Source organism: Amaricoccus macauensis, assembly GCF_049800915.1.
Classification (GTDB): Bacteria; Pseudomonadota; Alphaproteobacteria; order Rhodobacterales; family Rhodobacteraceae; genus Amaricoccus; species Amaricoccus macauensis_A.
This window is the reverse complement of sequence record NZ_JBNAFY010000002.1, coordinates 125,699-145,692: the sequence shown is the minus strand read 5'-3', so window position 1 is coordinate 145,692 and position 19,994 is coordinate 125,699. Positions and strand designations below refer to the sequence as shown.

At 62.3% G+C, this 19,994-nt stretch carries 22 protein-coding genes; 9 read left to right on the top strand and 13 right to left on the bottom strand.

What is annotated here, in order from left to right:
- Window positions 1–5: 5 nt before the first annotated feature.
- The 8 genes from ACP15W_RS04985 to ACP15W_RS04950 form a co-directional block, all read right to left on the bottom strand.
- A complete protein-coding gene (locus tag ACP15W_RS04985; RefSeq protein WP_424931754.1) occupies window positions 6–260 on the bottom strand; it encodes a hypothetical protein in 255 nt (84 codons plus the stop codon).
- A gap of 21 nt (window positions 261–281) precedes the next feature.
- Window positions 282–1,577 carry an NADH-quinone oxidoreductase subunit NuoF gene (gene nuoF, locus ACP15W_RS04980; RefSeq protein ID WP_424931753.1) on the bottom strand — a complete coding sequence of 432 codons (1,296 nt, stop codon included), beginning with the start codon at window positions 1,575–1,577 and terminating at the stop codon, window positions 282–284.
- Between the two features lie 83 nt (window positions 1,578–1,660).
- Window positions 1,661–2,905 (bottom strand): NADH-quinone oxidoreductase subunit E, encoded by a 1,245-nt coding sequence (locus ACP15W_RS04975; RefSeq protein ID WP_424931752.1) that lies wholly within the window; start codon window positions 2,903–2,905, stop codon window positions 1,661–1,663.
- Window positions 2,905–4,116 carry an NADH-quinone oxidoreductase subunit D gene (locus tag ACP15W_RS04970; protein ID WP_424931751.1) on the bottom strand — a complete coding sequence of 404 codons (1,212 nt, stop codon included), beginning with the start codon at window positions 4,114–4,116 and terminating at the stop codon, window positions 2,905–2,907. The genes ACP15W_RS04975 and ACP15W_RS04970 overlap by 1 nt, the downstream gene beginning before the upstream one ends.
- Before the next feature lie 57 nt (window positions 4,117–4,173).
- Window positions 4,174–4,602, bottom strand: a complete 429-nt coding sequence (locus ACP15W_RS04965) for a thioesterase family protein (protein WP_424931750.1) — start codon at window positions 4,600–4,602, stop codon at window positions 4,174–4,176.
- Window positions 4,599–5,213 (bottom strand): NADH-quinone oxidoreductase subunit C, encoded by a 615-nt coding sequence (locus tag ACP15W_RS04960; RefSeq protein WP_424931749.1) that lies wholly within the window; start codon window positions 5,211–5,213, stop codon window positions 4,599–4,601. Before ACP15W_RS04960 ends, ACP15W_RS04965 begins: the two co-directional genes overlap by 4 nt.
- Window positions 5,214–5,226: 13 nt before the next feature.
- Window positions 5,227–5,841: a NuoB/complex I 20 kDa subunit family protein gene (locus ACP15W_RS04955; RefSeq protein WP_424931748.1), complete on the bottom strand. Its 615-nt coding sequence runs from the start codon at window positions 5,839–5,841 to the stop codon at window positions 5,227–5,229.
- Window positions 5,832–6,197: an NADH-quinone oxidoreductase subunit A gene (locus ACP15W_RS04950; RefSeq protein WP_424931747.1), complete on the bottom strand. Its 366-nt coding sequence runs from the start codon at window positions 6,195–6,197 to the stop codon at window positions 5,832–5,834. The genes ACP15W_RS04955 and ACP15W_RS04950 overlap by 10 nt, the downstream gene beginning before the upstream one ends.
- Window positions 6,198–6,412: 215 nt before the next feature.
- Between ACP15W_RS04950 and cobO the strand changes: the two genes are divergently transcribed.
- Window positions 6,413–7,021, top strand: a complete 609-nt coding sequence (cobO, locus tag ACP15W_RS04945; protein ID WP_424931746.1) for a cob(I)yrinic acid a,c-diamide adenosyltransferase — start codon at window positions 6,413–6,415, stop codon at window positions 7,019–7,021.
- Between the two features lie 423 nt (window positions 7,022–7,444).
- On the top strand, window positions 7,445–8,890 hold the full coding sequence (locus ACP15W_RS04940; RefSeq protein WP_424931745.1) for a DUF2252 domain-containing protein: 1,446 nt from the start codon (window positions 7,445–7,447) through the stop codon (window positions 8,888–8,890).
- A gap of 59 nt (window positions 8,891–8,949) precedes the next feature.
- Here ACP15W_RS04940 and phbB read toward each other — a convergent pair whose 3' ends face one another.
- The 4 genes from phbB to ACP15W_RS04920 form a co-directional block, all read right to left on the bottom strand.
- Window positions 8,950–9,672 (bottom strand): acetoacetyl-CoA reductase, encoded by a 723-nt coding sequence (gene phbB / locus ACP15W_RS04935; RefSeq protein WP_424931744.1) that lies wholly within the window; start codon window positions 9,670–9,672, stop codon window positions 8,950–8,952.
- A gap of 72 nt (window positions 9,673–9,744) precedes the next feature.
- The gene (locus ACP15W_RS04930; protein WP_424931743.1) at window positions 9,745–10,920 is read right to left on the bottom strand and encodes an acetyl-CoA C-acetyltransferase; all 1,176 of its coding nucleotides are present in this window, start codon (window positions 10,918–10,920) and stop codon (window positions 9,745–9,747) included.
- A gap of 147 nt (window positions 10,921–11,067) precedes the next feature.
- Complete coding sequence (locus ACP15W_RS04925; RefSeq protein ID WP_424931742.1) at window positions 11,068–12,303, bottom strand: alpha/beta fold hydrolase; 1,236 nt, start codon at window positions 12,301–12,303, stop codon at window positions 11,068–11,070.
- Window positions 12,303–12,434 (bottom strand): hypothetical protein, encoded by a 132-nt coding sequence (locus ACP15W_RS04920; protein ID WP_424931741.1) that lies wholly within the window; start codon window positions 12,432–12,434, stop codon window positions 12,303–12,305. The genes ACP15W_RS04925 and ACP15W_RS04920 overlap by 1 nt, the downstream gene beginning before the upstream one ends.
- Window positions 12,435–12,596: 162 nt before the next feature.
- On the opposite strand from ACP15W_RS04920, the gene phaR reads away from it, so the two are divergent.
- Window positions 12,597–13,187: a polyhydroxyalkanoate synthesis repressor PhaR gene (gene phaR / locus ACP15W_RS04915; protein ID WP_424931740.1), complete on the top strand. Its 591-nt coding sequence runs from the start codon at window positions 12,597–12,599 to the stop codon at window positions 13,185–13,187.
- Window positions 13,188–13,243: 56 nt separating this feature from the next.
- Here the strand turns inward: phaR and ACP15W_RS04910 are convergent, their stop codons facing one another.
- Complete coding sequence (locus ACP15W_RS04910) at window positions 13,244–14,113, bottom strand: EAL domain-containing protein (RefSeq protein WP_424931739.1); 870 nt, start codon at window positions 14,111–14,113, stop codon at window positions 13,244–13,246.
- Between the two features lie 270 nt (window positions 14,114–14,383).
- Between ACP15W_RS04910 and hemP the strand changes: the two genes are divergently transcribed.
- The 6 genes from hemP (at window position 14,384) to ACP15W_RS04880 (ending at window position 19,989) form a co-directional block, all read left to right on the top strand.
- Entirely contained in the window at window positions 14,384–14,551 is a 168-nt protein-coding gene (hemP, locus tag ACP15W_RS04905; protein ID WP_424932278.1) for a hemin uptake protein HemP, read from the top strand.
- A 45-nt stretch (window positions 14,552–14,596) separates the two neighbouring features.
- The gene (locus ACP15W_RS04900; RefSeq protein WP_424931738.1) at window positions 14,597–15,859 is read left to right on the top strand and encodes an imelysin family protein; all 1,263 of its coding nucleotides are present in this window, start codon (window positions 14,597–14,599) and stop codon (window positions 15,857–15,859) included.
- 98 nt (window positions 15,860–15,957) lie between these two features.
- Complete coding sequence (locus ACP15W_RS04895; RefSeq protein ID WP_424931737.1) at window positions 15,958–16,227, top strand: (2Fe-2S)-binding protein; 270 nt, start codon at window positions 15,958–15,960, stop codon at window positions 16,225–16,227.
- Window positions 16,228–16,351: 124 nt separating this feature from the next.
- Entirely contained in the window at window positions 16,352–17,881 is a 1,530-nt protein-coding gene (locus ACP15W_RS04890; protein ID WP_424931736.1) for a di-heme oxidoredictase family protein, read from the top strand.
- Window positions 17,882–18,898: an imelysin family protein gene (locus ACP15W_RS04885; protein ID WP_424931735.1), complete on the top strand. Its 1,017-nt coding sequence runs from the start codon at window positions 17,882–17,884 to the stop codon at window positions 18,896–18,898.
- A 2-nt stretch (window positions 18,899–18,900) separates the two neighbouring features.
- Entirely contained in the window at window positions 18,901–19,989 is a 1,089-nt protein-coding gene (locus ACP15W_RS04880) for a DUF1513 domain-containing protein (RefSeq protein WP_424931734.1), read from the top strand.
- Window positions 19,990–19,994: the final 5 nt, after the last annotated feature.

Below are 19,994 nucleotides of genomic sequence, written 5' to 3'. Positions count from 1 at the left end.
TTCTCTCATTCGACCGCCTCGGCCTGCTTGCGCTTGAACTCCGCCAGACTCTCGTCCCGCGCCTTCGCCAGAAGCTTCTCGATCTGCGGCGAGCAGACCAAAGAAATGAACGGAACGGTCACCAAGGTCGAAACTCCGATCTCGATCCAGAGCGGCAGATTCGGTGCGAGCCACTGGAACAGGTAGCTGAAGACCAGCACGCCGGGAAACACGCATGCCCAGATCGACAGGACAAAGACCAGTGTCTCCTTTCGTGTCATGAGCCTGCTCCATGCTTCCCGTTACTCCGCTGCCACGGCGCTCATGCGGCCGGTTTTCTTGGCCTTGATACGATCCTCGATCTCTTCGCGGAAGTGCCGGATGAGGCCCTGGATCGGCCAGGCCGCCGCGTCGCCGAGCGCACAGATCGTGTGGCCTTCGACCTGTTTCGTGACTTCGAAGAGCATGTCGATTTCCTCGACCTCTGCATCTCCGGAGACCAGGCGATCCATGACCCGCATCATCCAGCCGGTGCCTTCCCGGCAGGGCGTGCACTGGCCGCAACTCTCGTGCTTGAAGAACTTTGACAGTCGCCAGACCGCCTTGATCACATCGGTCTGCTGGTCGATCACGATGGCGCAGGCCGTGCCGAAGGAAGACTTGAGCTCCTTCATGCCATCGTAGTCCATGATAGCACTTTCGCATTGCGAAGCAGGAATGATCGGACAGGATGCACCGCCCGGGATCACGGCCTTAAGGTTCTTCCACCCTCCGCGCACGCCGCCGCCATGCTTCTCGATCAGTTCCTTGAGCGAGATTGACATGGATTCCTCGATCACGCAGGGCGTGTTGATGTGCCCCGTCAGACCGAAGAGCTTAACGCCGGCGTTGTTCGGCCGACCGAAGCTCGCATACCACCCCGCGCCGCGCCGCATGATTTCAGGCACGACCGCGATGGACTCGACGTTGTTCACCGTGGTTGGCGCCCCATAGAGGCCCGTATTCGCAGGGAAAGGCGGTTTGAGCCGCGGCATCCCCTTGCGGCCTTCGAGGCTTTCCAGCAGCGCCGTTTCCTCACCACAGATGTAGGCACCCGCACCGTGGTGAACGTAGAGGTCGAAATCCCAACCGGAGCCGCAGGCGTTCTTGCCGATCAGGCCAGCGTCGTACGCTTCATCTATGGCGATCTGCAATGCCTCGCGTTCGCGGATGTACTCCCCACGGATGTAGATGTAGCAGGCATGTGCCCCCATGGCGAAGGAAGCAATCAGGCAGCCCTCGATCAGCGTGTGCGGATCGTGGCGCATGATCTCCCGGTCCTTGCAGGTCGCCGGCTCGGATTCATCGGCATTCACCACCAGGTAATGCGGACGACCGTCGTCGCCCTTCGGCATGAACGACCACTTGAGGCCAGTGGGGAAGCCTGCACCGCCGCGCCCGCGCAAGCCGCTGGCCTTCACCTCTTCGATGATGCCGTCACGTCCCTTTGCGAGAATGGCGCCTGTGCCGTCCCAGCAACCACGGGACTGCGCGCCCTTCAGGGTGCGGTCATACATTCCGTAGAGATTGGTGAAGATCCGGTCCTTATCTTCCAGCATCTCTCTCTCCCTACATGCCCGGCACTGGTGGCCGGGATACCTTGGTCAAATGCGCCGCGGCCAAGGGCCGCAGAAAGGCGCGATCAGTAAACGTCGCCGTCGTCAACACGCTTCGAGAAGTCAGTCTCGCCGCCACCGGCGAGCTTCCGAGCCTGTTCGACCCAGTTGTCGCGGGTCACGCGGCCCTTGAACCCCTCGAGATGGCTGTCCACCCAGGCAATTTCGTCGACGGTCCAGGAGGCGATCTGGTCGAAATGGTAGAAACCCATCGAGTGAAGAAGCGCCTCGAGTTTCGGCCCGACCCCCTTGATCTTCTTCAGATCATCCGCAGCACCATCACGTGGCGCATCGAGTGCGGCGGGCTTCACGCCCTCTTCAGCAGCGCCGGGCACCGGTTCGGAAGCGCCCAAAACCTCGGCTTTCGAGAGCGATTCATCCGCGTCCTTCGGCTTGGCTTCCGATTGCGGTTCGGGCCCGTCAACAGGTTTCGGCTCGCCATCGCCATCGGGCTTCGGATCGGCCGCCGAGTCGGGCGTGGGACGATCGGTCGGCGCCTCCTGCGGCTCCATCACATCGGTATCGCCGGCGGCATCAAGCGCGGGCTTTGGACCGAGCGAGCCTTCCGGTGCCTTCTCGGGCATCTCGACAGGCTTCTCGTCGCCGGTGATCCGCTTGATCGTGTCCTGCATCTGCAGCGCCAGCGTCACAGAGGCGTTGGTGTCGAAACCTCGGGTGCCCTCCTCGAGCGAGGTCAGTCCGGTCTCGGGCTCGGAGGCGAAGCGCCCCTTGCGCGATCCGGGCGCAGGCACCTCGCCTCGGGAAAGCGCGTCAAGAAGCTCGCTCAGGCTTTCGGCGCTCAGATCCTCGTAATAGTCCTTGCCGATCTGGGCCATCGGCGCATTGGCGCAGGCACCGAGGCACTCGACCTCTTCCCAGGAGAACTTTCCGTCCGCCGACAGCTCGTGCGGCTGAGCCGCGATCTTGTCCTTGCACACGGACATCAGATCCTCGGCCCCGCAGATCATGCACGACGTGGTGCCGCAAACCTGTACATGCGCCACCGAGCCCACGGGACGGAGCTGGAACATGAAATAGAAGGTCGCGACCTCGAGCACCCGGATCTTGGCCATGCCCAGCATGTCCGCGATGACCTCGATCGCCTTCTCGGTCACCCAGCCTTCCTGTTCCTGGGCGCGCCACAGAAGCGGGATCACCGCGCTGGCCTGACGGCCTTCCGGATATTTGGCGATCTGCCCCTTTGCCCATTCCTGATTGGCGGGCGTGAAAGCGAAGCTTTCGGGCTGTTCGCTGTGAAGTCTGCGCAGCATTACCGGTCAACCTCTCCAAACACGATATCGAGCGAGCCGAGCGCCGCGGAAACGTCCGCGAGCATGTGGCCCCGGCAGATGTGGTCCATCGCCTGGAGATGCGCATAGCCCGGCGCCCGCAACTTGACCTTGTAGGGTTTGTTCGTGCCATCCGACACGAGATAGACGCCGAACTCGCCCTTCGGGGCCTCGACCGCGGCGTAAGCCTCGCCCTCGGGCACGTGGAATCCTTCGGTGTAGAGCTTGAAGTGATGGATGAGCGCTTCCATCGACGTCTTCATGTCCGCGCGCGAGGGCGGCGTGATCTTGCCCCGTGACATCACGTCCTCGCCCTTGCAGCCGTCGAGCTTCTCGATGGCCTGCTCGATGATGCGGACGCTTTCGCGCATTTCCCACATCCGGCAGAGGTAGCGGTCGTAGCAGTCGCCGTTCTTGCCGACGGGGATCTTGAAGTCGAACTCGTCGTAGCACTCGTAGGGCTGCGAGCGACGCAGATCCCAGGCGAGCCCCGAACCACGTACCATCACGCCCGACATGCCCCAGTCCTGGCATTCCTGCTGGCTGAGGATGGCAATATCGACATTGCGCTGCTTGAAGATGCGGTTCTCGGTGATCAGCCCCTCGATATCGTCGAGCACCTGCGGGAATTCCTTCGCCCAGGTCGCGATATCGTCGATCAGATCCTGCGGCAGGTCCTGATGCACACCACCGGGCCGGAAATAGGCCGAGTGCAACCGTGCGCCGCAGGCCCGCTCATAGAAGACCATAAGCTTCTCGCGCTCCTCGAAGCCCCAGAGCGGCGGGGTGAGCGCACCAACATCCATCGCCTGCGTGGTGACGTTCAGCAGGTGGTTCAGGATGCGGCCGATCTCGGAATAGAGCACGCGAATGAGCGATGCCCGACGCGAGATCTCGGTCTGAGTGAGCTTCTCGATGGCCAGGCACCAGGCGTGTTCCTGGTTCATCGGCGCGACGTAATCAAGGCGGTCGAGATACGGCAGATTCTGGAGATAGGTACGGCTCTCCATCAGCTTTTCGGTACCCCGGTGCAGGAGTCCGATATGCGGGTCGCACCGCTCCACCACTTCGCCGTCGAGTTCGAGCACGAGCCGCAGAACCCCGTGGGCCGCAGGGTGCTGCGGCCCGAAATTGATGTTGAAATTCCGGATGCTCTGTTCGCCCGTCAGGACATCGGTCGCGTTGCCGTCCATCCCATGACCCTCTCTACCTGCCCGGCCCGAATGCCGGTCTGGGTGAAATTCCTGCCCTCACGCCGGGATGCTCCCGGCGGAACGACCCGCGGCTTTCGCCGCAAACGTGTCCGTATCAACCAGCGCCCGGCGGTGCATGCCTTCGCCGATCTGGCCGGCATCATCGCGCGCCACGACCTTGAAGCTGACGAAGCGCCCCTCGATCGCGGTGATTTCGCTGGTGACCGTCACGGTCATGCCCGGCACCGTCGGCGCGGTATGGGACATGTCGACCTGAATGCCCAGAGAGCATTCGCCCTGGTCGTAGAAGGGCGCGAGGTGCTCGCAGCACGCCCACTCCATGAAGCCGACCATATAGGCCGTGGCATAGACATCAGGCATCTTGTGCAGGAGTTCGCTGTCCTCGAACAGCCGCGGCACCGTCTCGTGAGACGGCACCTTGCGTGCGAACTCGGCGCGATGACCGATATCGAGGCCCGGCTTCACGCACCCTCCCCCTTTTCGTCGCCTGGAAGAATATATTCCGCACCTTCCCAGGGGCTCATGAAGTCGAACTGGCGGTATTCCTGGGTCAGCTTGACCGGCTCATAGACGACTCGCTTCTGCTCCTCGTCATACCGCACCTCGACATAGCCCGTTGTCGGGAAGTCCTTGCGGAGCGGATACCCCCGGAAGCCATAGTCGGTGAGAATTCGGCGCAGATCCGGGTGACCGGAGAACAGCAGGCCATACATGTCGAAGACTTCGCGCTCGTACCAGTTCGCGCCGGGATGGATTTCGACGATGGACGGCACGATCTCGTCCTCGCGCACCTCCGCCTTCACCCGGATGCGCTGGTTCAGGTGCATGGAGAGGAAGTGATAGACGATGTCGAAGCGGCGCTCCCGCTCCGGCCAATCGATGGCCGTGATATCGATCAGGGTGGTGAAGCGGCAGGCCCCATCCGCCTTCAGGAAGCCGATGAAATCCACGAGGGCCGCCGGCCGGACCGTCATCGTCAGCTCGCCATGGGCGATTTCGGACTGCAGGACCGCGCCCTCCTTGCGCATCGTGATGGTTTCCTGCAGATCCTCGAAGGCCGCGATTTCCATACTCATGCCAGCGTCCTCCTCAACGCACGATCGTGCCAGTGCGCCGGATCTTCCGCTGAAGCTGGAGGATCCCGTAGAGCAGCGCTTCGGCGGTCGGCGGACAGCCGGGAACATAGACATCCACCGGCACGACGCGGTCGCATCCGCGCACCACCGAGTAGCTGTAGTGGTAGTAGCCACCGCCATTGGCGCAGGAACCCATGGAGATCACGTAGCGCGGCTCGGGCATCTGGTCGTAGACCTTGCGCAGCGCGGGGGCCATCTTGTTGGTAAGCGTGCCTGCGACGATCATCAGGTCCGACTGGCGCGGAGATGCACGCGGTGCGGTCCCGAAGCGCTCAAGGTCGTAGCGCGGCATGGATGTCTGCATCATCTCGACCGCGCAGCAGGCGAGACCGAAGGTCATCCAGTGAAGGCTGCCCGTGCGGGCCCAGTTGATCGCCCCGGCTGTCGACGTGACCAGGAAGCCCTTGTCCGCCAGTTCATCGGACAGCGCGCGTGCAGCGGCCTCCTTGTCGGGGCCGGCCGCGTTCAGACCTGCTGGAAGCTGACCCGTGGTCGCTGCCGGGATGAAATCACCGGAGGCTCCGTCCGTCTTTGCCTCGGTCGCCTGGCCCGTGGATGTCACTCCCATTCGAGGGCTCCCTTTTTCCACTCATACGCGAAGCCCACTGTCAGCACGGCCAGAAAGACCATCATCGACCAGAACCCGACATCACCGAGGTGCTGGAAACTCACCGCCCACGGGAAGAGGAACGCCACCTCGAGATCGAAGATGATGAAGAGGATCGACACGAGATAGAACCGCACATCGAACTTCATTCGGGCATCATCAAAGGCATTGAAGCCGCACTCGTAGGCGGAAACCTTTTCCGGGTCCGGATTGCTGATGGCGACGATGACAGCCGAGAGCAGCAGGACCAATCCGAGTGCTATGGCCAATCCGAGAAATATCAGGATCGGCAGATACTCGCGTAAGAGCTGGTCCATGTCTCGCCTCCGACGCTTTGTCACACGCTGGGTGCCGCTTCGCACCTTGCTTAATCGTGGAATATAGAGGCGTGTGGCAGAGGTCAACTCAGGCTTGGTTAAGACACGGTACGAACCGGAATTTCTGCGACGCGCCGGAGGGATGGCGTTGCGCAGTTGCATACCGCGTCCACCCGCATCAAACAGGCAGAACAGGCAACCGAGGGGACCAAACAATGGATGAAACGACGCTGCGGCACAATGAAAAGATGAAGAAGATAAAAGCCGCCCGCGACAGGCTGATGAAAAGCAAGACCGAAAAGCGGGGCCTCATCATCGTCCATACCGGAAATGGCAAGGGAAAGTCCTCCTCGGGCTTCGGTATGATCCTTCGCTGCATCGGACATGGCATCCCCTGCGCTGTCGTGCAGTTCATCAAGGGCACCTGGGAAACCGGTGAGCGCCGGGTCCTGAAAGAAAAATTCGCGAATGAATGTCGTTTCGTGATCTCGGGCGAGGGGTTCACCTGGGAGACGCAGGACCGCGAGCGCGACGTCGCCGCGGCGCAGGCAGGCTGGGAACAGGCCAAGGCGCTGATCCTCGACCCGGAGATCCGCTTCGTTCTGCTCGACGAGATCAATATCGCATTGCGCTACGACTATCTTGATATCGACGAGGTGGTCGACTTCCTCCAGACCCGGAAGCCGGAGATGACCCACGTGGTGCTTACGGGCCGCAACGCGAAGCCCGAGCTCTTCGAGGCTGCCGATCTCGTGTCCGAAATGAAACTGGTCAAGCACCCATTCAAGGATGGCGTGGTCGCGCAGGAAGGCGTCGAATTCTAGAATAAGACAAACTCGGGCGAACCACCCACGGGACAGAAGGCCCGCCCCAAAACAAGGGGCGGGACAACCGACATCCCGCTTGCTGAGAGCCGCTTTTGGAACTCCCGGCCGCGTTCAACGTTGGTTTGTCATGATACAGATAGCCAGCAGATCAGCAGCAAGCCGGGCAACCGACGTTCCGCCCTCTGACCCCACCCCGTTACCGCCTGGCCCCGACATTCCGGGCGGAACACCCCCGGAAACGCCTCCCATCGCCCCACCTTCGCCGCCTCCGGTCGATCCACCGCCCGACCCGGAGTATCCGCCGATCGAACCACCTGCCCCGCCCGCCAGCGGCTAGAAATCAAGCGGGCTTGGCGGCAGTTGCGCGTGATGGACGTGCGGCGGTGATGAAGGCAATATCAGTCCAGGGGGAGGCAATCGATGACGAAGAAGAAACCGGCGTCAAGCCGCAAGACATCCAGCGGCGACTCTGCCAAGAGGCAGGGCAAGCCCGAGGTCGAAGCAAGCCGAAAGGCGGAAGGACGTGTCGAGGGCTTCCGCCAGCTCGCCCACCGCGTGGCCAACGGAGAGCAGGTCATTCACCCGATGCTCCTGACAGGCCAGTCGCGCAGGGAGCATGTGCGATCCACGCTAAGGGAGGACCACGCCACCCGGATCCAGCAGCGCTCTCATGGCGCCGAGGAGAAGTTCGGCAAGCTTGCCGATGACTTCTTCAAGTTCTTTCGGGGCACTGCGCTCCTGTTCTACCGCGACATGGCCGGCCAAGACGCGCACATGCCAAGCGTCATGGCACTCGGGGACGTGCACCCCGAGAACTTCGGCATCATGCCCGACAAGAACGGTGTGCCCATATTCGGCCTGAACGATTTCGACGAGGCGATCTATGCGCCGTTCACCTGGGACATCAAGCGCGGTGCCGTGGGCTTCTGGATTGCGGCGCGCAAAGTCGCGGGCATGAAACGGAAGAAAAGGCGCAAGATCGTCGAGAAGTTCGTCAAAGGATATCTCGAAGCGATGGGGCGCTACGCCAAACGGGCCACCGAGAAGAACGACGACTACCGGATGGACAACTCGCCCAAGGTCATCCGGACGCTCTTCAAGGAGGCCTGGGAAGAGCGCAAGTCGTGGCTCTGGGACGATTATCTCGAGCCGTCCGGACTCGGGTTCAAGCCGACCGACGAGCTTCAGCCGGTCTCGAGCGAGCGGGAGAAATTCCAGAAGGCGATCAACGACCTTGCGAAGGCCAACGGAATCGAGGGCCAGAAGCGGATCGGAGAACTGAGAGTCAAGGATGTCTGCGTCCGCCACGGCCAGGGAACCGCCTCGCTCGGTCTGCCGCGCTATTACGTGCTGATCGAGGGGCCGTCGAAGGATGCGACCGACGACTTCATCATAGAGTTCAAACGCGCCCGGCGCTCGGCTCTCGAGGGCCTGACCCCGCCATCGGACTTCATGGCCGGCGACAAGGCCGACAGGATCGCACACGCGCAGGCGGTTCAGCTCGCCCACGGTGATGTCTTTTATGGTGCCGCCGAAATCGACGGCGAAAGCTTCATGACCCGGGAGCGGGCTCCATTCAGGGACGATATCGACCTGGACGAGCTGAGCTACGCGACATGGAAGGATTATGCGAAGGTCTGCGGTGCCGCCCTCGCGCAGGCCCATGCCCTTTCGGACGATCTCGGGCAGATCGACTACGATGTCGAACCGTCCATCGTCGAGGCGGCAAACCCGCAAGCGCTCTTCATAGATGACATTCTACGATTCACCGCAGAGGCGGCAGACAGGCTCAAGGCCGATCACAAGCTCTTCCGGGAAGACTACAGGGATGGCGCGTTCGACAGCATCGACATGGTCTATCGCTGAGAAAAGAAACCCCCGCCGCTTTCGCGCCGGGGGCTGAAACTTCTGATTGTCCGGACGGATCAGTCGAAGAACTGCGCGCCGTTCGCGGAGATCGTCGAGCCGTTGATGAAGCCCGCCTCGTCCGAAGCGAGGAAGGTCACGCAGCGCGCGATCTCTTCCGGGTTGCCGAGACGACCGGCAGGGATCTGCGCGATGATCGATTCACGAACCTTTTCGGGCACGGCCATGACCATTTCGGTCGCGATGTAACCCGGGCAGACGGCATTCGCAGTAATGCCGGCCCGCGCACCTTCCTGTGCCAGCGAGCGGACGATGCCGATATCGCCGGCCTTGGTGGCTGCGTAGTTTACCTGGGCAAACTGGCCCTTCTGACCGTTCACGGAGGAAATGACGATCACGCGCCCGAACTTGCGTTCGCGCATACCGGGCCAGACCGGATGGATCGTGTTGAACACACCGGTGAGGTTGGTGTCGATCACTTCCTTCCAGTGGTCGGGGGACATCTTGTGGAACGGTGCGTCACGGGTGATGCCCGCATTCGCCACGACCACTTCGATCGGTCCGAGATCGGCCTCGACCTGCGCGATCCCCGCCTTGGAGGATTCGTAGTCGGCCACGTTCCACTTGTAGGTCTTGATGCCGGTTTCTTCGGTGAAGGCCTTCGCCTTCTCGTCGTTGCCGGCATAGGTCGCCGCCACCTTGTAGCCTTCGGCCTGAAGCGCCTTGGAAATCGACTCACCGATGCCGCGCGAACCGCCGGTGACCAGAGCAACACGTCCCATTATTCCCCCTCCTTCTGAAAGTCTTCTGGATAGTCATGTAAAAAGGGCGGGGAAACCCCGCCCTGATCTTAATCAATCACGCTCGACGCAGAGGGCAACGCCCATTCCGCCACCAATGCAGAGGGTTGCGAGTCCCTTCTTTGCATCGCGCCGCTTCATTTCGAAGAGCAGTGTGTTGAGGACGCGGGCGCCCGAAGCCCCGATCGGGTGACCGATGGCGATCGCGCCGCCGTTCACGTTCACGATCTCCGGGTCCCAGCCCATGTCCTTGTTCACGGCAAGCGCCTGTGCTGCGAAAGCTTCGTTGGCTTCCACGAGGTCGAGATCCTCAGGCTTCCAGCCGGCCTTGGCGAGCGCCTTGCGCGAGGCGTAGATCGGTCCGACACCCATGATCGCCGGGTCAAGACCCGCCGTCGCGTAGGAAGCGATCCGGGCCATGGGCTCGATGCCCCGCTTGGATGCGTTCTCCGCGCTCATCAGAACCGCGATGGCCGCACCGTCGTTGATGCCCGACGCGTTACCGGCGGTCACGGTGCCGTCCTTCGAGAAGGCCGGACGAAGCTTCTGCATGCCCTCGACCGTAGCGCCCTTGCGGATGTACTCGTCCTTGTCCACGACAATGTCGCCCTTGCGGGTCTTAACGACGAACGGCGTGACCTCATCGTCGAACTTGCCAGCAGCCTGCGCGGCTTCGGCCTTATTCTGCGATGCGGCTGCGAACTCATCCTGTGCCTCACGCGAGATCTGCCACTTTTCGGCGACATTCTCGGCCGTGGTGCCCATGTGGTAGCCGTTGAAGGCATCCCACAGACCGTCCTTGATCATCGAGTCGATGAACTTCATGTCGCCCATCTTCTGACCGGCGCGCAGATGTGCAACGTGGGGCGAGAGCGACATGCTTTCCTGGCCGCCAGCGACGACGATCTCGGCATCACCGAGCATGATGTGCTGCGCGCCCAGTGCCACGGTGCGAAGTCCCGAACCACAGACCTGATTGATTCCCCAGGCGGCGCTTTCCTGCGGCAGACCCGCATTGATATGTGCCTGTCGTGCAGGGTTCTGCCCCTGGCCCGCGGTCAGAACCTGCCCGAGGATCGTTTCCGACACCTCGCCCGGCTCAACACCAGCGCGCTCGAGCGCGGCTTTGATGGCCGTCGCGCCCAGTTCATGCGCCGGCGTGTTTGCGAAGCTGCCGTTGAAACTGCCCACGGCCGTGCGAGCAGCCGATGCGATAACGATATCCGTCATACTGATCCTCCAAAACGGTCCCTAACTCCCCCCGGACCGGTGAATGCGTTGCGCGGTAAGAGAGCAACGAATCGTCGCACGCCCCACACGCTATTCGTCGTGGCACAAAGCCCGCGGAGGCTCAACAGTCTTGGGCGCAACGAAAACTTACGCGGCAAGGAACTCGCCCAGCCCGCGCCAGACCCCGGTTCGTGCGCCACTGCCTACAACCATCCCGACATGCCCGGTATTGGGCCGCATCATGTGGGCCCCCGGTATGCGTTCCGGCAGCGCCTCCGAGAGTGCCGGCGTGGCGATGCTGTCCGACCGGCCACAGAAACACAACGTGGGAACGTCGATCTCGCCGGGACAGACCGGGCCGCCCAGGAACTCCCATAGTCCGCGCGCGGTGCGGTTTTCGATCTGCCACCCCAGAAGCAGGTCGCTGGCGGCCTTCATCGGCATCGGCACGCCATCGGCCAGCCAGTCCTCGAGCGCAACGAAGAAGGAAGCAGCTGGGCCGTCCGGGTCGAGACGCGAGAGCCGTTGGAATTTGAGCACCGCCTGCATCGGGTTGATCACCGCGAAGAGCATCTGGAAAAGCGACACGGGCACAAAGCCGAAGGCCATGCCGAGCGTCTCGAGAATTTCACGGGTCTGCCTGCCCTCGTCGGCCCGCACAAGCGCGCGAATTGATCCCGCGATCCCGTCGGTAGAGCAGAAATCCCAAGGCGCTCCAATGGTTGCAAGCCGGGCGAGCCCTTCCGGCCTGCGCGCGGCAAATCCCGCCGCAAGCGTGCCGCCCATGCAGTAGCCCAGAAGCGCCACTGGCCGGCCATTCGTCTCGACCGCATGGCGAAACGCCGGGGCAAGCCGCTGGGCCCCGTATTCGTCGAGACTGAAGTCGACCTCGCCCCGACCGGGCGCGCCCCAGTCGAGCAGCAGAGGCCGATAGCCCTGTCCGGCCAGCCAGCGCATCAGGGACCGCCCGGGCAGAAGATCGAGAATATAGGCACGATTGATCAGGCTCGGCACCACCAGGATCGGCAGGCCGTTGCAATTGACGGCACGCGGAATCTGCCCGTAGTCGAGCAGGCGGGAGCATCCGTCGGACCAGATCACGGGCGGATCCTCGAGCGTGCGCTGGTAGGGGTGTTTCTGCCAGATTTCGAGCCCCTCGATCGAGGCGCGCAGCCGCGCGGCCATTTCGCAGGCAACCTCCATCTGATCGAGATCGGGGCCAAGGCGCGCCGCACGCTCGCCCAACCCGTCGGCCCAGGGAAACATGGCGGTATCGGCGCGGGGGGCTGCCAAAAGGGCGTGGGTGTAGGCCGAAAGCGCAGCCCCGAGATGAAAGATCAGGGGACTGGGGTGCCCGACCCGCCTCGGCGCGGGCTCCGGCATCAGACGTCCCGATCCGGGTCCGGGCCCGGCGGTATCGCAAGCTTCCCCTGGATCGCCATGAGAGTAACATGGCGTTCCCACAGATCGAGATAGTCCGCCGCCCTGCGACGCTCCTTCTGGCGCAGGTCCACGCTGCTCTCCCCGGATTTCCGTTGTTCTTGTCGTAGTGCCATCCTCGGCTTTCGACCCCGCTCTTAACCTAGGTCATTCGCAAACGCAAAAAGCGCTTTCCGCATTCAGCCTCGGGAGATAAACATAGCTGGAGCGGGAGAAAAGTTCACTGGGAGATGCGCGTGGCCGAGAAGAAAGAAGACGCGAAAGCGCCAATCATCATCAAGAAATACGCGAATCGTAGGCTCTACAATACCGCGAAATCAAGCTACGTCACGCTCGACCACCTGGCGCAGATGGTCCGCGACGGCCAGGATTTCGTCGTCAACGATGCAAAGTCGGGCCAGGACATCACGCGTTCCGTGCTTGCTCAGATCATTTTTGAGGAAGAGGCAAAGGGGCAGACCATGCTTCCCGCAAACTTCCTGCGTCAGTTGATCCGGCTCTACGGCGATACGCTTCAGGGGTTCGTGCCCGGCTATCTCGAAGCATCGATGGAGACCTTTTCCCGCAACCAGGAGAAGATGCGCGACCAGGTTCAGAAGGCATTCGAGGCCAATCCCGCGCTTGCCAATTTCGAGACGCTGGCGCGTTCCAACATGGAATGGTTCGAGAACGCCCTGCGGATGTTCGCGCCCTTCGCCAGCGGCATGAGCGGCAAGCCGGAGGATGGCGCACCCTCCGATTCACGCAAGGAAGTCGAACTCGACGAGCTCAAGCGACAGTTGGCGGAGATGCAACAGCAGCTCAGCCAGATCGTGAAAGACAAGTAGCGCCGGGACGAGCGCTCAGAAACCAGGCAGGGCGCCGGACGTGCCCTGCGGGATCATCAGGCGCTGCGGTCCTGCCGTTCACCGCCTGACGACAGCGGGCAGGCCGGTTTCTTCGGTCGTGCGGAAGGTTTCCCGAAATACGGCCCCTGGATGCAGTCGATTCCTGCATCGCAAAGCCAGGCGGCATCCGCTTCGCATTCGACACCCTGCGCCACGCTGAACATCTCGAATTGAAGCGCCAGTCGCTGGAGGCATTCAAGCAGCACCCGCGTGTCCGCGCACTTGTGAACATCGCGACAAAAGGCCGCGCCGATCTTGACCATGTCGAAGCGGAAGGCGCGAAAATGTGCGAATCCCGTCGCGCCGGAGCCGAAATTGTCTAGCGCGAAGGCGGGCCCCATCTCGCGGACATGGCGCGCGAAATCGTTGACGAGGTCCGCGTCGCGTACCGCTGCATCCTCACCGATCTCCAGAATCAGCCGACCGCAGGCATTCGGGCATCGCGCATGAAAGTCCGCCAGCATGTCCATCCATTCCGCATCCCCCATGGAGAGGGGTGAAACGTCGACGGCGAGCCGGAGGTCTGGCGTTTCCTCGAGAATCCGCAATGCGCGGCGCAGGGCGAAGCGATCGACCGTCCGGCCAATCTCCGTGCCTTCGATGGCCGACTTGAAGGTATCGACCGGCACCACCTGACCGTCCGCAAGTCGGACAAGAGCCACCATTTCGTGGAATGCCGCGAACGTCAGGTTGGCGGTGCTGGCAACCGGCTGAAACCGGAAGATCAGCCGATCCTGAGCAAGCGCCTGAGCCACGGTGAACCGCAGTCGGGCCTTGGCCTCAAGCCGACCTGTAGAACCCGCATCGGGTTTCGGCTCGGCCTGCTGCAGCAAGTGATACGGATCGACCCTCGGCCTCAGTCCCATCTGCCCCCTCCCGTGCAAAGTTGCGTGTACCGTATATTGCATGGACATACTATGATGTTCTTTAAATGTTCGTAAACTGTCGACATTTCGACCCGGAATCCGCCCCTCGACGGGTGAAAACTCATATCCAAGAAAAAAAGTCGGAATTGCAATTCCAAACCAAATGAGTCAGAAACTCTTGAAACACTCCGCGAGAAGGTGGCGCGGGTCCTGTTTTCGGAGCGAGTAATGTATGCCAGTTCGAGCGACCAGTCGAACCCTGACGTCGGCATGATCGATACCACATCCGGGCGGATCGAAGACGACAGAGCCGGGGATGGCCCCAAGCATGATGCACGCAGGCTCACTGATGGCGGCAACACCGCGACGATCGTACTCGACGGTCAGAGCTACGTATTGCGCATCACCCGGACAGGAAAACTGATCCTCACGAAGTAGCCCCGGTGGCGGGCCTTCGGAACATCACCGACGAAAGGACGATCCATGAAGAAACTTCTCCTTGCCAGCGCCGCAATCAGCGCCGCCGGTTTTGGCCCGGTTCATGCGGCCGAGAAGGCAGAGGTGCTTTCGACCTATGCCGATATCGCCGAAGCGGGCTATGCCGACAGTCTGGCGACGGCAGAACGGCTCGGTGAGGCGGTGGATGTGCTGATCACGTCGCCTTCGGCGGAAGCGCTTCAGGCGGCAAAGGACGCGTGGCTCGCGGCGCGGGTCCCCTATCAGCAGACGGAAGTCTTCCGGTTCGGGAATGCCATCGTCGACGACTGGGAAGGCAAGGTGAACGCCTGGCCGCTTGACGAGGGCCTGATCGACTATGTCGACGCCTCCTATGGCGGACCGACCGACGAGAACGCGCTTGCGGCAATCAATGTTGTCGCGAACCCGACCTTCACGCTCTCCGGCGAAGAGATCGATGCTTCGTCCATCACCCCGGAGCTTCTGTCCGAGACACTGCATGAGGCCGACGAGGTCGAGGCAAACGTTGCCACCGGCTATCATGCCATCGAGTTCCTGCTCTGGGGTCAGGATCTGAACGGAACTGGCCCGGGTGCCGGTGAACGGCCCTGGACCGACTACGCTCAGGGCGAGGATTGCACCAACGACAACTGCGAGCGGCGCGCGGAATACCTCAAGGCCGCGATTGACCTCCTGATTTCGGACTTAGAGTGGATGACGGCCCAGTGGAGTGCCGAAGGCGAAGCACGCACGAGCTTGATGGAAGACGAGAACGCCGGGATCTCGGCCATTCTCACTGGAATGGGCTCGCTTTCCTACGGCGAGCAAGCCGGTGAGCGGATGCGTCTCGGACTTATGCTGAACGATCCCGAGGAAGAGCATGACTGCTTCTCGGACAACACACACAACAGCCACTACTACGATGGCCTCGGCATCCGGAACGTCTATCTCGGGGAATATACCCGCATTGATGGCAGCCTGGTTTCCGGCCCCTCTGTTTCGGATCTGGTGACCGAAACCGATCCGGAAGCGGACACTGCCCTTAAGGCTGACCTGGACGCGACCGTCATTGCGCTTGGCCGTATCAAGTCGGTCGCCGAATCGGGCATGTCCTACGACCAGATGCTGGCCCGCGACAATGCCGCCGGGGAAGCCGTGGTGATGGGGGGCATCGAAGCCCTTGTCCAGCAGACCCAATCCATCGAGCGAGCCGTGACCGCCCTTCAACTCGACGCGATCGAGTTCGAGGGCTCCGACAGCCTCGACAACCCCGAGGCGGTTTTCCAGTAGGACCGCCCTGCCCGAGCCGGGCCCGACGGCCCGGCTCACGACTCTGACACGAGACCCGCCCGGAAGACTGGCCCTAGGATAGGGGATCCGAGACACCGATGAAGATCTGTCACTGTGCCAATATCACCGACCGCGACATCGATGCCGCCATCGACTGGATGCGAGCATCAGACCCCCATGTGGTCATCACACCAGGCAAGATCTACCACGCCCTGGGAAAGAGCGCTGAATGCGGCGGCTGCGTGAAGCTGTTCGTTTCAACCATGAAATCGAACGACAACCTGGCCGTTCCCGGCGATTCGCCCGATCTCCGCTATCCGCAGAAACTTCCGAAACTGCGGGTGCATCGGGGCGACCGGTCTGACTGAGCCGCTCACTCTTGCCGCTCGCAGATGTCTCGGGATCCGCTGATGTCCTGATCCGGAACGGGTGCAGCCGGATCGCATTCTGTTGCATTGCAGGCTGCCCCCACCGGACATAGAAGCATTCGCCATGCGTCAGATCTGCCTCTCCGCCCTTGCGGGCCTTGCTCTTATTGCCCCGGCCGCCTGGCCGGCATCGCAGGATCTGCCAAGTTCGCCGCTCGAGTTCATCCCCCGCACGCCGGAGGAACAGGCAAGGATCAAGGCAGTCACCGCCCCCACCATCGACTTCACCGCACCCGAAGCCTACGAGGCCCTGCCCGGCGGAGCGGCGACCTCGAATGCAATGGTGAACGGCGATGCATTTTCCCAGTCCTCCGCAAACATGAGCTTCGAAAAGGAACTGGACTTCAAGGTCGGGAACGGGCTCTTCAAGAAGCTCTGGGTCTCGGCCCCCTCTTCCACGCAGGCCTCGGACGGACTTGGACCGCTCTACAATGCCCGGTCCTGTCAACGCTGCCATCTCAAGGATGGCCGCGGTCATCCGCCGGAAGGCCCCGAGGACAACCCCATTTCCATGTTCCTGCGCATTTCGGTGCCGGGCGGGCCGGAAGACGTGATCGAGGAGATCGAGGACTACATCTCGGCCGTCCCCGATCCGGCCTATGGCACGCAGATTCAGGATTCCGCCCTTCCCGGCATAGCTGCCGAGGCGCAGATGAAAATCACCTACGAGGAGTTCGAGGTGCCGCTATCGGGCGGCGAGGTCGCGCACCTGCGCCGGCCCAGCTATGCGCTTGGCGATCTGGGATATGGCCCACCCCACCCCGATGCCATGCTCTCGCCGCGCATCGCTCCGCAGATGATCGGCCTCGGCCACCTTGAAGCCATTCCGTCCGAGGACATTCTTGCGCTGGCCGACCCGGACGATGCGGATGGCGACGGCATTTCCGGCCGCGCCAACATCGTCTGGTCAAAGGAGTTCGATCGCCCGATGCTGGGCCGGTTCGGCCTTAAGGCAGGCACCCCGACAATTCGCCAGCAATCGGCCGATGCCTTTGCCGGGGATATCGGCATTTCCAACCCCGTGAACCCATCAGGCTGGGGGGAATGCTCGGCGCTTCAGGACGAATGCCGCAAGGCCCCGGATGGTGCCTCCGAAGCCTACGAGGATCTTGAGATCGACAGCGAAGGGCTAGATCTCGTCACGTTCTACTCCCGCAATCTTGCCGTGCCGCGCCGCCGAGACTTTGACGACCCGATCGTGCTCCGGGGCAAGCAGGTGTTCTATGAAACCGGCTGCACAGCCTGTCACAATCCGAAATTCGTCACCCACCGGCTCTCGGATCAACCCGAACAGAGCTTCCAGCTGATCTGGCCCTATACCGACATGCTGCTCCACGACATGGGCGAGGGTCTGGCGGACAATCGCCCCGAAGCCCGCGCAAATGGACGTGAATGGCGCACGCCGCCGCTTTGGGGGATCGGCCTTACCCGAGAGGTTAGCGGTCACACCTACTTCCTCCATGACGGACGGGCACGCTCGCTTCTCGAAGCGGTTCTGTGGCATGGTGGTGAAGCGGAGGCCGCGCGGCAAACAGTGGTGAAAATGCCCGCAGCTGACCGTCACGCGTTGATCGCCTTTCTGGAAAGTCTCTGAATGAAACGCCTCCTCTTCGCCCTCTCCCTGCTCTGGCCCCTTCCGCTCGCCGCACAGCAGGAAGCGGCAATCGTCAGGGAGGCCGTGGAGGTTCAAATCCTGCCCGGCTACCGGACACTCGCGGGCGAAGCGGCCGCGCTCGACGCGGTCGCAGCTAGGGATTGCACGCCGACCTCTGCCAACTTGCGTAAGGCCTACAACAAGGCATTCGACGCGTGGATGGGGGTTGCGCATCTGCGGTTCGGACCGAGCGAAGAGGACAATCGCGCCTTTGCACTCGCCTTCTGGCCTGACAGCAGAGGCGCGACGGTCAAAACCCTCGCGGGCATGATCGCTGATGAAGATGCGATCGTTGATGACAAGAACGGCTACAAGGCGGTCTCGGTCGCGGCACGGGGATTCTTCGCGCTCGAGATGATGCTCTATGAGGAGAGTTTCTCAGCCCGGAACCCGGACTATGCCTGCAAACTTACCCGTGCCATTGCACACGACCTCGCCCTGACTGCCGCCGATCTTTCCAAGGCCTGGGACCCGGCCTACGCAGAGATCATCACGACGCCGGGTCCGGAGAATCCGATCTACTTCAACGAGATGGAAGCGGTTCAGGAACTCTACAGCGCGGTATTGTCGGGACTGGAATTCACGTCGGACCAGCGGCTTGGGCGCCCCATCGGCTCCATCGAGCGTCCTCGCCCCAAACGCGCCGAGGCTTGGCGCTCCGGGCGGTCGCTGCGCAATGTCACTCTTTCCATCGAAGCCACAGGAACGCTTGCACGCACCCTGGCCAGCAATCTACCGGAAGAGGATCGCATGCAGATCGGCGCCGCCATTGCGAGCGCGCTTGAAGAGGCAGATGAACTCGACGATCCGGTCTTCGCCAATGTCACGGACCCGACCGGCCGCCTCCGCGTGGAGGTTCTGCAACAATCGGTTCAGAGCCTGCGCGACACCGTCCGGACTGTGATCGGCCCGGCTCTGGGGGTGAGCGAAGGTTTCAACTCGATGGATGGAGACTGATCTTGGCGACGCGGCGCGGCTTTCTCAAATCCCTCATGGCGGCCACAGCCCTGCCCGCACTTGGATGGGCGGATGCCGGAAGCCCGGCCTATCTCGCCGCAGCGAAGCGGCCTGACGGAGAGTTCAGGCTCTATGGCCTCACGGTATCCGGCACGGAGATCTTCTCCCTGCCGTTGCCGACCCGCGGACATGCCGCCGCAGCCCACCCTGTCCGGCCGGAGGCAGTGGCCTTCGCCAGGCGGCCCGGCACCTTCGCCATCGTGCTCGATTGCATTTCCGGTGCGGTTCACCAGAGGCTCGATGCACCGGAGGGGCGACATTTCTACGGTCATGGCTGTTTCTCCGCAGATGGGTCGCGGCTCTTCACGGCGGAGAACCTCTACGACGAAGGGTTCGGGCGCATCGGAGTCTGGGATGCCTCCGCAGGGTACCGGCGGATCGGGGATTTCGCCTCAGGTGGTGTCGGTCCCCATGATATCGTCAGGCTACCGGGGACCGATGTCATGGCGATCGCCAATGGCGGGATCCGGACTCACCCCGACACGGGTCGCGCAAAGCTCAATCTCGATACGATGCGACCCAACCTTTCCTACGTGGACAGCGACGGACACGTTCTGGAACAGATCGAGATCGATGAGGAACTGCACCGGAACTCGATCCGGCATCTCGCGGTTCTGGAAGAGGGGCTCGTGGCCTTTGCCATGCAGTGGGAGGGTGATCTGGCGGTCGCGCCGCCGCTGCTGGGCCTTCACCGACAAGGGGAAAAGGCGCGCGTCCTCGATGCCGGGCCCGTTCAGGCTCGGATGCGCGGCTATGCCGGCTCGGTCGCGTTCTCGGGCGACGGCACGCAGGTCGGCATCACCTCACCACGCGGCGGGACGTCCCATATTTACGGCGTTTCCAGCGGACAACTCGAACAGGCTTTAGCTCAACGCGATGTCTGCGGGATCGCTGCACATCCGGATGGCTTCCTCGCCACCGACGGGCTGGGCGGTTGCCAGATTATCGGAAACCGGGAAGAAAACCCGGCGCCTGTGCGGGCCGAGGTGGCCTGGGACAACCACCTCGTGAAGCTTGCCGACCAGACCTGAACCAT

Excerpts from the sequence above, each read along its gene's own strand:
- ACP15W_RS04930 (WP_424931743.1), bottom strand. The coding sequence starts at position 10,920 with ATGACGGATATCGTTATCGCATCGGCTGCTCGCACGGCCGTGGGCAGT.
- ACP15W_RS04985 (WP_424931754.1), bottom strand. The coding sequence starts at position 260 with ATGACACGAAAGGAGACACTGGTCTTTGTCCTGTCGATCTGGGCATGC.
- ACP15W_RS04895 (WP_424931737.1), top strand. The coding sequence starts at position 15,958 with ATGAAGATCTGTCACTGTGCCAATATCACCGACCGCGACATCGATGCC.
- ACP15W_RS04940 (WP_424931745.1), top strand. The coding sequence starts at position 7,445 with ATGACGAAGAAGAAACCGGCGTCAAGCCGCAAGACATCCAGCGGCGAC.
- ACP15W_RS04900 (WP_424931738.1), top strand. The coding sequence starts at position 14,597 with ATGAAGAAACTTCTCCTTGCCAGCGCCGCAATCAGCGCCGCCGGTTTT.
- phbB (WP_424931744.1), bottom strand. The coding sequence starts at position 9,672 with ATGGGACGTGTTGCTCTGGTCACCGGCGGTTCGCGCGGCATCGGTGAG.
- ACP15W_RS04910 (WP_424931739.1), bottom strand. The coding sequence starts at position 14,113 with ATGGGACTGAGGCCGAGGGTCGATCCGTATCACTTGCTGCAGCAGGCC.
- nuoF (WP_424931753.1), bottom strand. The coding sequence starts at position 1,577 with ATGCTGGAAGATAAGGACCGGATCTTCACCAATCTCTACGGAATGTAT.
- ACP15W_RS04950 (WP_424931747.1), bottom strand. The coding sequence starts at position 6,197 with ATGGACCAGCTCTTACGCGAGTATCTGCCGATCCTGATATTTCTCGGA.
- ACP15W_RS04970 (WP_424931751.1), bottom strand. The coding sequence starts at position 4,116 with ATGGACGGCAACGCGACCGATGTCCTGACGGGCGAACAGAGCATCCGG.
- ACP15W_RS04955 (WP_424931748.1), bottom strand. The coding sequence starts at position 5,841 with ATGGGAGTGACATCCACGGGCCAGGCGACCGAGGCAAAGACGGACGGA.
- ACP15W_RS04925 (WP_424931742.1), bottom strand. The coding sequence starts at position 12,303 with ATGCCGGAGCCCGCGCCGAGGCGGGTCGGGCACCCCAGTCCCCTGATC.
- cobO (WP_424931746.1), top strand. The coding sequence starts at position 6,413 with ATGGATGAAACGACGCTGCGGCACAATGAAAAGATGAAGAAGATAAAA.
- hemP (WP_424932278.1), top strand. The coding sequence starts at position 14,384 with ATGATCGATACCACATCCGGGCGGATCGAAGACGACAGAGCCGGGGAT.
- ACP15W_RS04960 (WP_424931749.1), bottom strand. The coding sequence starts at position 5,213 with ATGAGTATGGAAATCGCGGCCTTCGAGGATCTGCAGGAAACCATCACG.
- ACP15W_RS04890 (WP_424931736.1), top strand. The coding sequence starts at position 16,352 with ATGCGTCAGATCTGCCTCTCCGCCCTTGCGGGCCTTGCTCTTATTGCC.
- ACP15W_RS04885 (WP_424931735.1), top strand. The coding sequence starts at position 17,882 with ATGAAACGCCTCCTCTTCGCCCTCTCCCTGCTCTGGCCCCTTCCGCTC.
- ACP15W_RS04975 (WP_424931752.1), bottom strand. The coding sequence starts at position 2,905 with ATGCTGCGCAGACTTCACAGCGAACAGCCCGAAAGCTTCGCTTTCACG.